A 12816-nucleotide genomic window follows, 5' to 3' on the forward strand; every position below is an offset into this window, starting at 1 on the left:
GCCGCATTACCTTCCCGCGCCGCCCGGCTTCACCCCGGTGATCATCGCGTTGTAGAAGAACTGCCGGGGCACGACGTGCCGCAGCACCTTCTCGTCCAGCTTGCTCAGGCCGAGCCACGCCCGGTACTGCGCCATGCGATAACGCCAGGTCAGCTTCTCGTCGGGCACCGCGGCCTCGAAAGTGCGCACGGGCCAGCCCCACAGCGCGGCGGCGAACTCCTCGGTCTCGGCGTGCACCTCGGTCGCGCCCGCGCGGCGGGCGATGTCCTCGAGCTCGGACGGATCGAAGGTGTGCAGATCCACCACGGCCTCGAGGGCCGCCGCCCGGGAGGACTCGTCCAGTTCCTCCTGCGGACGCCGCCAGTCCGACAGGAACGGCAGCTTGGTGACCTCGGTGGTCACCTTCCAGGTGATCTGTCCCAGCTTGCGGGCGTAGAAGTTGCCGATCGTGGTCGGCTCACCGGCGAATACGAACCGTCCGCCCGGCTTCAGCACGCGCAGGCATTCCTTCAGCGCCAGCTCGACGTCCGGAATGTGGTGCAGCACAGCGTGGCCGCAGACCAGGTCGAAGGTGTCGTCCTCATAGGGAATGGTCTCGGCGTCGGCGACCCGGCCGTCGACATCCAGGCCGAGGTTCCGGCCGTTGCGGGTGGCGACCTTGACCATGCCCGGTGACAGGTCGGTCACCGAACCGGACTTCGCCACCCCGGACTGCATCAGGTTCAGCAGGAAGAATCCCGTGCCGCAGCCGAGTTCCAGCGCGCGTTCGTAGGGCAGCGGAGCATCGGGCACCACCGCGTCGAAGCGGCCGCGGGCATACGCGATACAGCGCTCGTCGTACGAGATCGACCACTTGTCGTCGTAGGTCTCGGCCTCCCAGTCGTGATAGAGGACCTGGGCGAGCTTGTTATCGGAAAGCGCGGCCTGGACCTGCGCCTCGGTGGCGTGCGGGTTCGGCGCGGGGTCGTCATGACGTGCGGTCATGATCGGAAAGGGTAGCCCAGCCTCACGTGTGCATCCTCACCAGGCCCGTGGCGAACGGCTCGGCCGAATCCGGCGACCGTTTCCGAGGTCGGCAGCCGGATCCCGCCCCGATCCGGTCAGCGGCCGACGAATTCCGCCGATCCTGGACCAGCGACCAGATAAGAACCTGTTCCTATGCCGCGATCTTCGGTGCCGAACAGCTCCGCCCACTCCCCGCGAGCCCGGTCGTGGCCGTGGGTTCCGGCCTCGAAGACGGCCTTGGCGGCGGCCAGCGCACGAGCCGGACCGGAGACGAACCGGCGGGCCCAGCGCATCGCGGCGAGGTAGACGTCGTCGGGGGCGACGACCTCGTCGACCAGGCCGAGCGCGGCGGCCTCCTCCGGTTCGACGAAGCGTCCCGTGTACACCAGGTCCTTCGCCCGCGCGGGCCCGATGAGCAGACTCAGTCGCCGGATCCCCGAGAGCGGGATCAGACCCGCGTGAATCTGCGGCAGGCCCAGACGTACGTTGTCGCCGATGATGCGACGATCCGCGCCCAGCGCCAGTTCCAATCCGGCGCCGAGTGCGTAACCGCTGATCGCGGCCACCGTGGGCTGCGGCAGCCGGGCCAGGCAGCCCAGCGCGGCCTGCAGATCCGCGGCTCGCGCCGCCGCCTGCTCCGGGGTGAGGCGATCGAGTTCGGCCATTTCGTCGCCCGCGGAGAACACCCGTTCGTCGCCGTAGACGACGACCGCGCGCACCTCGGCGTCCGCGCCGATCCGCTCGGCCTCGGCGGCCAGCTCCCGCGCCACTTGCAGGTCGATCAGATTCATCGGCGGCCGCGCGAAGCGCAGCACGGCGATACCCGCCTCGGGTCGGTCAACGGTCACGAATTCGGCCACGGGGCACGAGCCTACTGGTCGCTCGATCCCCGTCCGGCGGCACGGCTCCCGGACCACTCGCCCCCACCCGGGCAGCGTCGCGTCCGGACTCTCGCCGCCACACCGGCGGCACCCGCATCCGGAACTTCCGCCCCGGGAAGCTCGCATCCCGGACCGGCAGCACAACTCCCGGCACACTCGCCACCCGGGCAGCGTCGCATCGGGAACTCTCGCCGCCACACCGGCTGCACCCGCATCCGGAACTTCCGCCCCGGGAAGCTCGCATCCAGGACCGGCAGCGCAACTCCCGGGCCCTCGATCCCGCACGGGCGGCACCGCGTCCGGAGCGACCCCGCATCGGCGATACGAGGTCCGGGCCGCTGGTTCCGGTTGCACGTTCCCGGTCCGGCCGCGCGACGGACACGGCGTCCGCCGACAGCATAGCGACCGGACGACAGCTCTCGGAAACGACGCCGACGCGGCGGATGTTCAGTCGGCCGGCTGGGATCCGCGCAGCCGCGACCCGTCCGGGAGATCGGCGAAGTACCGTTCGTTGTTCGGGAATTGCAGCCGCGGTTTACCGTCCACGGTCGTCAGGACGGGCTGGATCGGCTCGAACTCCGGTGTGGCGGCGAAGATTTCGGCGGTAGAGGAGAATTCGCCGATCGCGACCAACTGGGACCAGGTGGGCGGCAGCAGCACGTCGGCACCGGCCTTCCACCGTTCGAGGGCCTCAGCGGGAGTGCACCAGACGACGTGCTGCGCCTCGGACGTGGCCCCGTCGGCACGCTGCCCCTCCGGCAGGACCGCGACGAAGAACCGGGTGTCGTACCGCCGCGATTCCACGGTGGGGGTGATCCAGTTGGCCCAGGGCCGCAACAGATCCGCGCGCAGCACCAGATTCTCGCCGGCCAGGAACTGGCCCAGGGACAGCTCGCGACGCTCCAGGCGAGCACGCGCGTCGCTGTACACCGACGTATCGGAGACGACGGTGTCGGCCGTCGGCCCCGCGAGCAGCACACCGCATTCCTCGAACGTCTCGCGCACGGCCGCGCACACCAGCGCCTGCGCCCGCGCGTCGTCGACGCCGAACCGCTCGGCCCACCAGGCGGGCCCCGGACCGGCCCAGGTGATTTCGGCCTGTGCGTCGGAAGGATCCACCCCGCCGCCCGGGAAGACCGTCATCCCGGCGGCGAACGCCATCGCCTTGACGCGCCGCTGCAGGAACACCTCGGGCCCGGACTCGCCGTCACGCACCAACATGACCGTGGACGCGTCCTTGGGCGCCACGGGCGCGGAATCGTTCACAGCCACACCGTGCCGGTCGTCGGGTTCGCGCGGCGCGGGGCGCGCGGTGTCCTCGGTTCACTCACGGCAACAGTCTCACTCACCCTTCGCACCCTAACGGGTGCTTGGTCCCCCGCTTTGCCAGGCCCGGCTCACCCCTCGGACGGCCCTGTACCCGGTGAGTCCGGCCGACCAGGATCGGTTGCCGGGCGATACGGCGCGTTCGCACGGTCGCTCAGGCGCGGTGCCGCCCGAGCCGGCGACTCCGACGCGCGAAATAACGCCCCTCGATGCGATCCAGCGTGATCGACTGCCGGAACGCCTTGCTGAGGTTCTCGGCAGTCAGTACGTCCTCGAGCAAACCCTGGGCGACGACGCTGCCCTCGTTCAGCAGCAGGCCGTGCGAGAAGCCCGGCGGAATCTCCTCCACGTGATGGGTGACGAGCACGGTGGCCGGCGAGTCCGGATTCGACGCCAGATCGCCGAGCCGCTCCACCAGTTCCTCCCGGCCGCCCAGATCCAGCCCGGCGCCGGGCTCGTCGAGCAGCAGCAGTTCCGGATCGGTCATCAGCGCCCGCGCGATCAGAACGCGCTTGCGCTCCCCCTCGGACAGGGTTCCGTAGGCGCGGTCGGAAAGATGTTCCGCGCCCAGGCTTTCCAGCATGTCCACCGCGCGATCGGTGTCGACGTCGTCGTATTCCTCACGCCAGCGGCCCATCACGGCGTAGCCCGCCGACACCACCAGATCGCTGACCTTCTCGTCCAACGGCACCCGGCTGGCCACCGCGGCCGAGGACAGTCCGATGCGCGGACGCAGGTCGTTGATATCGGTCCGGCCCAGCACCTCACCCAGCAGATGGGCGGTACCCGAGGTCGGATGGAGTTCGGCGGCGGCCATTCGGAGCAGGGAGGTCTTACCGGCGCCGTTGGGCCCGAGCACGACCCAGCGCTCGTCGAGCTCCACTTGCCAGCTGAGGGGACCTACGAGCGTATGTCCCGACCGCCGGACGGTCACCTGGTTGAAATCGATGAGTAGATCGGGATCCGGTTGCGGCACGGGCTCCATCTTGGACCACGCGCCCGAAACATTCCCAACATGGTCCGTTTGCACGTAGATGTCATATCTCGCCGCGCGCCGGAAATGGCCGCGAATTCGCCATCGAGCCGGTGAGATTGGACACTGTCACGAGTCAGCGCGAGACGCCCGGCGGGACGGCGATCACGGTCATCGATCCGGGGGCGACCTCGGTGAATCCGGCGTCCCGCACCGCGGTGGCCGAACCCTCCCGGACCAACCGGCACAGCGCGGGCCAGTGCGGACCGGCCTCGCGCACCGCACAGCGGTAGCCGCGCGCGGCCCATTCGAACACCTGCTCCACCGACAACGCACCGGCCAGCAGCATGCTCGCGTGACCGACCTGGGCCGCGGCCTTTCCGACGGTCATGCCCAGCTCCGAATCCAGCCACAACACAGGCAGTTCCGGATCGGCGGGACCGGGATCGTCCGATTCGAGGTCGGTGCCGCCGATCTGCAATCTGCGGATGCGCTGATCGATGGCGCCGACCGGACCCGGCACCAGCGCCCGCGCCTGCGCGCCCTCGACCTGCACGGTGAGCCCGTCGACCTCGTTCGCGGCCAGCCACTGCGCACCCCGCGCCCGCCGCGCCACCTTGCGGATCCGGGAACGTTTCCAGGTCAGATACCGCTGCTCCCACTCTCCGCCGGGGCCGACCCGAGGGTCCATGCACAACGCGACCGCGGCGGTCGCGGCCGCCGCGAGCAGCGCGCTCCGGCGTGGCGGGTCCTGTTTCGGGATGTGCAGGACCATCTGCATCGCCTGGACCAGGGCCGGATCCTGCGGATCACCACCACCCCCGTACCCGCGCGCCAGTTCGGCATGCCGCGCGACGAATCCGTCGTCGAGCTCCGCGGATACCAGGGCGGCCCCGCCCGTCATCTCCGGACCCGGCGAACCGAATTGCGGCTCATCGCATGCGAATTCGGACAACTCGTCCTCCCACTCCGGTACCACCCGGCACCCTGCCGACCCGCGACGTCGCCACCCGTTCCCAGGCCGGAAGTCCGTACTCGGACACGATCAGTTCAGCGGGACGCGCCGCAACAGGCCGTCACGGGCGTCGGCGGCCTCGACCTCGTCGCGGGTGACCCCGAGGATGAACAGGACCGCGTCCAGATACGGGTGCGACAGCGCGGCGTCGGCGATCTCGCGCAACGCGGGCTTGGCGTTGAACGCGATGCCAAGACCCGCCGCGTTGAGCATGTCGATATCGTTCGCGCCGTCGCCCACCGCGACGGTCTGTTCCATCGGCACACCGGCCTCGGCGGCGAAACGCCGCAGCGCCACCGCCTTCGCCGGGCGGTCCACGATTTCCCCGATCACCTTGCCGGTCAGGCGGCCGCCGACCACCTCGAGGGTGTTGGCCTGGACGAAATCCAATTCCAGCTCGTGCGCGAGGGGTTCGATGACCTGACGGAAACCGCCGGAGACCACACCGCAGCGAAAGCCCAGCCGGCGCAGCGTGCGAATGGTGGTGCGGGCGCCGGGGGTCAGCGTGATGGCCTCGGCGACCTCGTCGATCACCGACTCCTGCAGCCCGCTCAGGGTCGCCACCCGCTGCCGCAGCGATTCGGCGAAATCTATTTCACCGCGCATCGCCGCCTCGGTCACCTTGCGGACCTCGTCCTCGACCCCGGCGTGCGCGGCGAGCATCTCGATCACCTCGCCCTGGATGAGGGTGGAGTCGACGTCGAAGACGATCAGCCGCTTCGCGCGCCGGGCCAGACCGGCGCGTTCCACGGCGATATCGACGTTCTGCTTGGCCGCGACCTCGGCGAGGGTGGTGCGCAGCCGTGTCTCCGCGGACTCTTCGGCGGGCGCGGTCACGGTCAGTTCCAGCCCCGTCACCGGATAGTCCGCGACGCCCCGGATCGCGTCGATGTTGACGTTCTGTTCGGCCAGTTTGCGCGCGATGACGCTGAACGCCCGCGCGGTCACCGGGCTGCCCAGCACCACGATCGCATGCGTCGAATACCGGGTCCCGGCCGCGGATTCCGCGCCGATCTCGACCTCGACCTGCATGCCGACGGTGACCATCGCGTCCTCGAGCTCGTCCTGCAGGCCCTCTGGATCGCCCGGGCAGGACACCAGCACCCCGAGGGTCAGCCGACCTCGGATCACGACCTGCTCGACGTCCAGCAGGCTCACCCCGTTGCGCGCCAGCGCCGCGAGCAGGACCGAGGTGACGCCGGGCCGGTCGGGACCGGTGACGGTGATCAGCACCGTCGTCCCCGCGGCAGCCTGTGCGACCACGGACGGTCCGTGGTTGCCGGATTCAGGCTCGGACGTGCTCACGTTGTCTCCCTCTCGCGACATGCTCGGCCGCCGACGACGGCCCCTCATTGTCTCAGGCTGTTTCCGGCGGGCCGGACACGGCCCACGGCACCGTGTCCGGAATCACCGCCGGGAAAAACCGAACGCGGCGGCCGTCTCGGATGAGACGACCGCCGCGCCGGTCATTGCGGAGAATCAGCCGATCAGCTCGGCACCTTGTCCAGCTCCTTGACGGTGTGCGACTTCGAGCCCCAGCCGACGTGCGCCTCGGCCCGCATCCGCTCGACCATGTGCGGATAGTGCAGCTCGAACGCCGGACGCTCGGACCGGATGCGCGGCAGCTCGTAGAAGTTGTGCCGCGGCGGCGGACAGGAGGTCGCCCACTCCAGCGAGTTGCCGTAACCCCACGGATCGTCCACGGTCACGACCTCGCCGTAACGGTAGGACTTGAACACGTTCCAGACGAACGGCAGGGTCGAGGCGCCCAGGATGAACGCGCCGATCGTGGAGATGGTGTTCAGCGTGGTGAACCCGTCGGTGGGCAGGTAGTCGGCGTACCGGCGCGGCATACCCTCCGCACCCAGCCAGTGCTGCACCAGGAAGGTGGTGTGGAAGCCGACCATGGTGGCCCAGAAGTGCCACTTGCCCAGGCGCTCGTCCATCATGCGGCCGGTCATCTTCGGGAACCAGAAGTAGATGCCCGCGAAGGTGGCGAACACGATGGTGCCGAAGAGCACGTAGTGGAAGTGCGCGACCACGAAGTAGGTGTCCGAGACGTGGAAGTCCAGCGGCGGGCTGGCCAGGATGACACCGGACAGACCACCGAACAGGAAGGTCACCAGGAAGCCCACCGACCACAGCATCGGCGTCTCGAAGGTCAGCTGACCGCGCCACATGGTGCCGATCCAGTTGAAGAACTTCACGCCGGTCGGAACCGCGATCAGGAAGGTCATGAAGGAGAAGTACGGCAGCAGCACCGCGCCGGTGGCGTACATGTGGTGCGCCCACACCGCGATGGACAGCGCCGCGATACCCAGCGTCGCGTAGACCAGAGTGGTGTAACCGAAGATCGGCTTACGGCTGAAGACCGGGAAGATCTCCGAGACGATGCCGAAGAACGGCAGCGCGATGATGTACACCTCGGGATGGCCGAAGTACCAGAACAGGTGCTGGTACAGGATGGCGCCGCCGTTGGCCGGATCGTAGATGTGCCCGCCCAGGTGCCGGTCGTAGGCGAGGCCGAACAGCGCCGCGGTCAGCAGCGGGAACGCCAGCAGCACCAGCACGCTGGTGACCGCGATGTTCCAGGTGAAGATCGGCATGCGGAACAGCGTCATACCCGGGCAGCGCAGGCAGACCACGGTGGTGAGCATGTTGACGCCACCGAGGATGGTGCCCAGACCGGAGACGGCCAGACCCAGGATCCACAGGTCGGCGCCGACGCCCGGGGAGTGCACGATGTCCGACAGCGGGGTGTAGGCGGTCCAGCCGAAGTCGGCCGCACCACCGGGGGTGACGAAACCGGCGGTCGCCATGCTCGCGCCGAACAGGTACAGCCAGTAGCTGAACGCGTTCAGACGCGGGAACGCGACGTCGGGCGCGCCGATCTGCAAGGGCAGCACGATGTTCGCGAAACCGAACACGATCGCCGTCGCATAGAACAGCAGCATGATCGTGCCGTGCATGGTGAACAGCTGGTTGAACTGCTCGGGCGAGAGGAACTGCAGACCCGGACGAGCCAGCTCCGCACGCATCAGCAACGCCATCAGCCCGCCGATCATGAAGAACGACGTGGCCGTCACCAGGTACATCACCCCGAGGACCTTCGGGTCGGTGGTGGTGACCAACTTGTAGATGAACGACCCCTTGGGCCCCAGGCGTTGCGGGTACGGCCGAGTCGCTTCCAATTGGGGGACTGGCTGGGGCTCTACAGCAGTCACTGATCCTCCTGAAGGTATGCCTTCTGGTCGTTGTCGTACGTCTGGCTCCGGCCCGGCGGACAGGCGCACGGCGAACGACGGTGGCTTTCGCTACTACGGATCGTAAACCGTGCTGCCGCAGGCATCACGCCCGGTCCTACTCTGTGTCGTAATTGGGTGTCACGCCCCACGTCTGCGCGGCGGACGAGGAGCCGACGGCCCGGGTGAGCGCGCAGGGCCCGCACATGCCGGCGAAGGCGGCGCATGTGTACCCTTCCCGCATGCCCGTGAGCCAGCGCAGCGAGCGAACATCCGACCCGGCCGAGCGCCCGCGCGCTGCGGGTATACGCGAGAACGGGCGCGCCCGCCGCCGCACGCGACGTTTGCGCGGCAGTTGCCTGATGCTCGCCGCGGCCGTGGCCGCATTGACCGCCTGCGGCAACGGTTCCGGCGACAACGCGAGTTCGATCGTGCGCACCACCACCAATATCGCCGGCGCCGACGTGGTCGGCGTCGAACGCGACACCACCCGCGCCTGCCCGCTGCCGAGCGATCCGGATCAGCCCTCGGGCACCCGCCAGGTGACCGGCCCCGCTGGGCCGGTGCAGGTCTCGGCGGACCCGAAGCGAGTCGTCGTCCTGGACACCGCCGCCCTGGACGCGGCCTGCGCGCTGGGCCTGTGGCAGCGAGTGGTCGGCGCGACGACGCTCGCCGGGCCCAGCCCGCAGCCCTCGTACCTGGGTTACGGCCTGCAGATCGTGCCGAGCGTCGGCGTCGCGGGCGCACCCGATGTCGCGAAAATCGCTGCGATGCACCCGGATCTGGTGCTCGGCACGGTCGGCGACGGTGATCTGAACGCGTTGCGCGCGGCCGCACCCACGGTGCTGATCGGCAAGGATCCCAGCTGGCAGACCTCGTTCAGCGCCTTCGCGGACGCACTCGGGCGGGCGAACGCGGGCGCGAAGGCCATCGCCGACTACCACACCTACGCGCACGACACCGGCACCGCGATCGCGGCCTCGCTCTCGCAGGCCTCGGTCCTGCGGTTCGGGGCCTCCGATGCGCAAGTACAGGGTGCGGATACCTTTGCCGGACGTGTGCTGGCCGATGCGGGCGTACAACGCCCGCAAGCGCAGCGGGATGCGTCCTATCGGGTGAGCAGCCTGGGTAGCGAGCAGGACCGGGCCAAGGTCGAAGGCGACATCATCTATGTGATGTTCGACGGGCAGGCCGGGGAGAGCTACGGCCGGAAGGTCATGCGCGGCGACGACTGGAAGGAACTCGGCGCGGTCTCGGACAAGCGCGATTTCGTCGTGGACGACACCATCTGGCACGGCTCGGGTCTCACCGCCGCCCGCGCCCTGATCGAGGACCTGCGCACCTCGCTCAACGCGTACGTGAACGACTGATCCGGCAACACCCGCCGGTCATCGGCCCGGGTCAGTAGATACGCAACCCGCGACGCCGCACGATGGCCACCGCGATCGCGGTGCCGATGATCCACACCAGCAGGCCGATTCCGGCGTTCCAGACGAAGCGCAGATTTCGATCCAGGTGCGGGAGCAGACGCAGCAACGGATCGTGCTGGGTGCCATCGATCGGGGCGACGAGGTAGTAGACGCCGTAGGGCAGCGCCAGGTGAGCGAGCCACAGCAGCGTGGTCCGGTTGCGCCGTTCGCGCCACCGCCGCACCAGCGTCCGGGTCTCCACGGCCAGCAGGACCGAGACGATATTCCCGACGCCGAGCCAGCACAGCAGCGGCAGCGTCACCACGAACAGGGTGCCGACGAGCTGGTCCGGTCGCATCGCGTGCGCGAGGACCGCGGTCAAGGCCAAGGTTGGCAGGCCCACGATGACAAGCAGCGCAAGGTTTTTCGTGACCAGGATGCCGCGCATCGACATGCCGGCGGCCAGGCTCGCGCGCACTCGCGGCGCGTCCAGGCCCAGCACATTGGTCGTGGTGACATCGGCCAGGATGAAGGTGGCGAAATAGGTTCCGACCAGGACCACCCAGCCGAACTGGCGATGCGGGTGAGCCAGCGGCGAGTAGAGCAGATACAGCAGCGAGAGCACGATGTTCACCCCGACGCCCTCGAGCCAGTACCGCGGCGGTGCGAACGACCAGCGCACCTCGTCGGCCACGCGCTGGAGCAAGCTGTGTCCGGGGGTCATCGGCGGCGGTGGTGGTGGTGCGGTGCGAAGCTCGTGTTCGCTCAGATATGCGCGCAGCCGTCCGCGCGCACCCGCGGAGACATGCTCAGCCCACCGAATCGACAAATTCACCTATCTTCGCCGCGATGACGTCCGGAATCCGCTGCGGCAGCAGATGTCCATCCCCCGCGACCAGCTCCAGGCGGGATCGCGGGAACCGGTCGTGCAGCGCGCGTGCGGTCGAGATCGGGACGACTTTATCGGTCGGATCGGCGATGATCAACGCGGGTATATCGGTTGCGTCGAGGCGCTCGAGCCAGTGGTCCAGGCTGCGGAACAGTTCGCGCTGTTCGAGCAGGACGGTGCGCCACACCGGGCCGTACTCGTGCCGGATGTCGCCGAACGCGTGCCAAGCCGCGACGGCCTGCGGGCGACGGGTGCGATGCCACCGGGCCAGCCGCGGCATCATCGACCACATCGCCAGCGCCAGCGCCGGTCCGGCGACGGGCGCGGCGAGTATCTCGTCCCATCTGGTGGCACAGTCGGGCCCGACTCCGGCGATGGAGATCAGCCCGCGCACCCGTTCCGGCGCGATCGCGGCCGCGGCGAGCGCGACACCGCCGCCATAGGAGTGCCCGGCCAGCACCGCATCGTGAATTCCGGCGCGGTCCAACTGATCCAGCAACCAAACAGCGTTGTCTTCCAGAGTGCCCGCGGGACATTCGTTGCCACCGTATCCGGGCCGATCCCACGCCAGCGCCCGCACCGAGGACGGCAACCGCTCGAGCACACCGTTCCAGGCCGAATGATCCCCTGGCTGCCCGTGCAGCAGGACGACCGGCGCGGTCGTGGTCATCGCCCTCCCCCTCCGCGAATCCATCGGCTGCCGAAGCGCCTCGGAAGCTCGGGGCCCGACGACCGGATCGGAAGTGTTCATCATTCCCCGCTCCTGTCCCAATTACTGTCCAGTTACCGACAGTAACCGCCGAAGCTGTCCCCCAGCCAGGTAGTTTCTGTGTGATCGCTGTGCACTGTCACCGGGTGAGCGGCGCACGACCGCACCGGCGTCCGGGACGAATTCCGAACGCCGACAAGCAGTTACGACATCCGACCCGCTCGGGGAGATGAGGCGCACACCCGCCCGTTGGGGCGAATCATTCCGGGGAGCGCCGGATCACAGCCGGGGCAACCTCCCGATCGCCCCGCCGCCGCGTGTGCGTTCGTCCGCAAAACGCGGGATCAGAACTCCCAGTCCTCATCCTCGGTGTTGACCGCCTTGCCGATGACGTAGCTCGAACCCGAACCGGAGAAGAAGTCGTGGTTCTCATCGGCGTTGGGCGACAACGCCGACAGGATGGCCGGGTTGACCTCGGTCTCGTCCTTGGGGAACAGGCCCTCGTAACCGAGGTTCATCAGGGCCTTGTTGGCGTTGTAGCGCAGGAACTTCTTGACGTCCTCGGTGAGACCGACCTCGTCGTACAGATCCTGGGTGTACTCGACCTCGTTCTCGTACAGCTCGAACAGCAGCTCGAAGGTGTAGTTCTTGAGTTCTTCGCGTTCGGGCTCGGTGAGCTGCTCGAGGCCCTTCTGATACTTGTAGCCGATGTAGTAGCCGTGCACGGCCTCGTCACGGATGATCAGGCGGATCAGATCGGCGGTGTTGGTGAGCTTGGCGCGCGAGGACCAGTACATCGGCAGATAGAAACCGGAGTAGAACAGGAAGCTCTCCAGCAGCGTCGAGGCCACCTTGCGCTTCAGCGGCTCGTCGCCCCGGTAGTAGTCCAGCACGATCTCGGCCTTGCGCTGCAGATTGCGATTCTCCTCCGACCAGCGGAAGGCGTCGTCGATCTCGCGGGTCGAGCAGAGCGTGGAGAAGATCGAGCTGTAGCTCTTGGCGTGCACCGACTCCATGAACGCGATGTTGGTGTACACCGCCTCCTCGTGCGGAGTGAGCGCGTCCGGGATCAGACTCACCGCGCCGACCGTGCCCTGGATCGTGTCCAGCAGCGTCAGACCGGTGAAAACCCGCATGGTGAGCTGCTTTTCATGCGCGGTCAGCGTATTCCACGAGGGAATGTCATTGGACACCGGAACCTTCTCGGGCAACCAGAAGTTGCCGGTGAGCCTGTCCCAGACCTCGGCATCCTTCTCATCGGGCACCCGATTCCAGTTGATCGCAGACACTCGATCGATCAGCTTCACGCCTGCTCACTCACCCTTCCGCATCGCCTGACATTATACGCTGGAACACTACTCCTAGTG

Annotated in this window: 11 protein-coding genes; 1 reads left to right on the forward strand and 10 read right to left on the reverse strand. The window is 68.2% G+C overall.

Annotated features, from left to right (window positions below; all coding sequences use genetic code 11):
- Positions 1 to 6 precede the first annotated feature (6 nt).
- The 7 genes from AC5WS7_RS24500 to ctaD all read right to left on the reverse strand — a co-directional run bounded on the left by AC5WS7_RS24500 (position 7) and on the right by ctaD (position 8424).
- The gene (locus AC5WS7_RS24500; RefSeq protein WP_495956908.1) at positions 7 to 984 is read right to left on the reverse strand and encodes a methyltransferase domain-containing protein; all 978 of its coding nucleotides are present in this window, start codon (positions 982 to 984) and stop codon (positions 7 to 9) included.
- Between the two features lie 116 nt (positions 985 to 1100).
- Positions 1101 to 1865, reverse strand: coding sequence for an enoyl-CoA hydratase-related protein (locus tag AC5WS7_RS24505; RefSeq protein WP_495956909.1), 765 nt, complete (start codon positions 1863 to 1865; stop codon positions 1101 to 1103).
- A 468-nt stretch (positions 1866 to 2333) separates the two neighbouring features.
- Positions 2334 to 3107, reverse strand: coding sequence for an NUDIX hydrolase (locus tag AC5WS7_RS24510; RefSeq protein ID WP_495957176.1), 774 nt, complete (start codon positions 3105 to 3107; stop codon positions 2334 to 2336).
- 259 nt (positions 3108 to 3366) lie between these two features.
- Positions 3367 to 4197 carry an ABC transporter ATP-binding protein gene (locus tag AC5WS7_RS24515; protein ID WP_495957177.1) on the reverse strand — a complete coding sequence of 277 codons (831 nt, stop codon included), beginning with the start codon at positions 4195 to 4197 and terminating at the stop codon, positions 3367 to 3369.
- A gap of 124 nt (positions 4198 to 4321) precedes the next feature.
- Complete coding sequence (locus tag AC5WS7_RS24520) at positions 4322 to 5089, reverse strand: aminoacyl-tRNA hydrolase (RefSeq protein ID WP_495957178.1); 768 nt, start codon at positions 5087 to 5089, stop codon at positions 4322 to 4324.
- A gap of 141 nt (positions 5090 to 5230) precedes the next feature.
- Positions 5231 to 6526, reverse strand: a complete 1296-nt coding sequence (gene serB / locus AC5WS7_RS24525; protein WP_495956910.1) for a phosphoserine phosphatase SerB — start codon at positions 6524 to 6526, stop codon at positions 5231 to 5233.
- Positions 6527 to 6687: 161 nt separating this feature from the next.
- Positions 6688 to 8424 carry an aa3-type cytochrome oxidase subunit I gene (gene ctaD, locus AC5WS7_RS24530; RefSeq protein WP_495956911.1) on the reverse strand — a complete coding sequence of 579 codons (1737 nt, stop codon included), beginning with the start codon at positions 8422 to 8424 and terminating at the stop codon, positions 6688 to 6690.
- A gap of 260 nt (positions 8425 to 8684) precedes the next feature.
- Here ctaD and AC5WS7_RS24535 point away from each other — a divergent pair, with 260 nt between their 5' ends.
- Entirely contained in the window at positions 8685 to 9812 is a 1128-nt protein-coding gene (locus AC5WS7_RS24535; protein WP_495956912.1) for an ABC transporter substrate-binding protein, read from the forward strand.
- A gap of 31 nt (positions 9813 to 9843) precedes the next feature.
- Here the strand turns inward: AC5WS7_RS24535 and AC5WS7_RS24540 are convergent, their stop codons facing one another.
- From AC5WS7_RS24540 to nrdF, 3 genes are all read right to left on the reverse strand, one after another.
- Complete coding sequence (locus AC5WS7_RS24540) at positions 9844 to 10680, reverse strand: hypothetical protein (protein WP_495956913.1); 837 nt, start codon at positions 10678 to 10680, stop codon at positions 9844 to 9846.
- Positions 10661 to 11410, reverse strand: a complete 750-nt coding sequence (locus AC5WS7_RS24545) for an alpha/beta fold hydrolase (protein ID WP_495956914.1) — start codon at positions 11408 to 11410, stop codon at positions 10661 to 10663. The genes AC5WS7_RS24540 and AC5WS7_RS24545 overlap by 20 nt, the downstream gene beginning before the upstream one ends.
- Positions 11411 to 11793: 383 nt before the next feature.
- The gene (gene nrdF, locus AC5WS7_RS24550) at positions 11794 to 12756 is read right to left on the reverse strand and encodes a class 1b ribonucleoside-diphosphate reductase subunit beta (RefSeq protein ID WP_495956915.1); all 963 of its coding nucleotides are present in this window, start codon (positions 12754 to 12756) and stop codon (positions 11794 to 11796) included.
- Positions 12757 to 12816: the final 60 nt, after the last annotated feature.

The organism is Nocardia sp. PLKS1-43 (assembly GCF_059510335.1).

Excerpts from the sequence above, each read along its gene's own strand:
- AC5WS7_RS24500 (WP_495956908.1), bottom strand. The coding sequence starts at position 984 with ATGACCGCACGTCATGACGACCCCGCGCCGAACCCGCACGCCACCGAG.
- AC5WS7_RS24510 (WP_495957176.1), bottom strand. The coding sequence starts at position 3,107 with ATGTTGGTGCGTGACGGCGAGTCCGGGCCCGAGGTGTTCCTGCAGCGG.
- AC5WS7_RS24515 (WP_495957177.1), bottom strand. The coding sequence starts at position 4,197 with ATGGAGCCCGTGCCGCAACCGGATCCCGATCTACTCATCGATTTCAAC.
- AC5WS7_RS24520 (WP_495957178.1), bottom strand. The coding sequence starts at position 5,089 with ATGACGGGCGGGGCCGCCCTGGTATCCGCGGAGCTCGACGACGGATTC.
- serB (WP_495956910.1), bottom strand. The coding sequence starts at position 6,526 with ATGTCGCGAGAGGGAGACAACGTGAGCACGTCCGAGCCTGAATCCGGC.
- AC5WS7_RS24535 (WP_495956912.1), top strand. The coding sequence starts at position 8,685 with ATGCCCGTGAGCCAGCGCAGCGAGCGAACATCCGACCCGGCCGAGCGC.
- AC5WS7_RS24545 (WP_495956914.1), bottom strand. The coding sequence starts at position 11,410 with ATGACCACGACCGCGCCGGTCGTCCTGCTGCACGGGCAGCCAGGGGAT.